Below are 742 nucleotides of genomic sequence, written 5' to 3'. Positions count from 1 at the left end.
TGTTTGCCGTCGGCGGCAGCTACATTATGGGCATTAAATCGCCGGAAAACTTTAATAAACCATTTATCAGTAAAAATATTAAAGATTTCTGGAATCGCTGGCATATGTCTCTGTCATTTTGGTTCAGAGATTATGTGTTTATGAGATTCGTATTTTGGATGACTAAGAAAAAGTGGATCAAAAACCGTATGGCCGTCTCAAACATCGGGTATTTCCTGCTATTTATGCTGATGGGGGTTTGGCACGGGCTCGCGCCGCAATATATCATTTACGGCCTCTATCACGCCGTTCTGATGACGTGTTACAACTTTTTCGAGAAGTGGAATAAGAAATATAAATGGCTGCCGTCCAACCGCTGGACAACCATTTTCGCTATTGTGATCACATTCCATTTCGTTTGCTTCGGGTTTTATATTTTCTCAGGAAAACCATTTCATCACCACCATTAAAGGAGATTAGAAAGCTATGGATTTTAAACAAGAGGTATTAGACGTTTTAGCAGAGGTTTGCCAGGATGACATCGTAAAGGAAAATCCTGATATTGAAATTTTTGAAGAAGGTTTGCTTGATTCTTTTGGAACAGTAGAATTGCTGCTTGCGATTGAAAACCGTTTTGATATTTTAGTGCCGATCACTGAATTTGACCGGGACGTTTGGAATACACCTAACAACATTGTAAATCAGCTGTCTGAGTTGAAATAATGAAAAAGCGTTTTTTCGGTCCAATTATTTTGGCGTTTAT

Annotated in this window: 2 protein-coding genes; both read left to right on the top strand. The window is 38.8% G+C overall.

The genetic code is table 11. From position 1 onward, the window contains the following. On the top strand, nucleotides 1-449 hold a 449-nt coding region (locus ACWHAR_RS26565), incomplete at its 5' end, for an MBOAT family O-acyltransferase (RefSeq protein ID WP_452088360.1). A 16-nt stretch (nucleotides 450-465) separates the two neighbouring features. Further along, nucleotides 466-702 (top strand): D-alanine--poly(phosphoribitol) ligase subunit DltC, encoded by a 237-nt coding sequence (gene dltC / locus ACWHAR_RS26560; RefSeq protein ID WP_003227325.1) that lies wholly within the window; start codon nucleotides 466-468, stop codon nucleotides 700-702. Nucleotides 703-742 lie beyond the last annotated feature (40 nt).

The sequence above is a fragment of the Bacillus sp. LR--39 genome (assembly GCF_053613335.1).
Note: the sequence above shows the minus strand (reverse complement) of the source record. Positions and strands in the feature narration are given on the sequence as shown.

Coding starts and splice junctions, on each gene's coding strand:
- dltC (WP_003227325.1), top strand. CDS start 466: ATGGATTTTAAACAAGAGGTATTAGACGTTTTAGCAGAGGTTTGCCAG.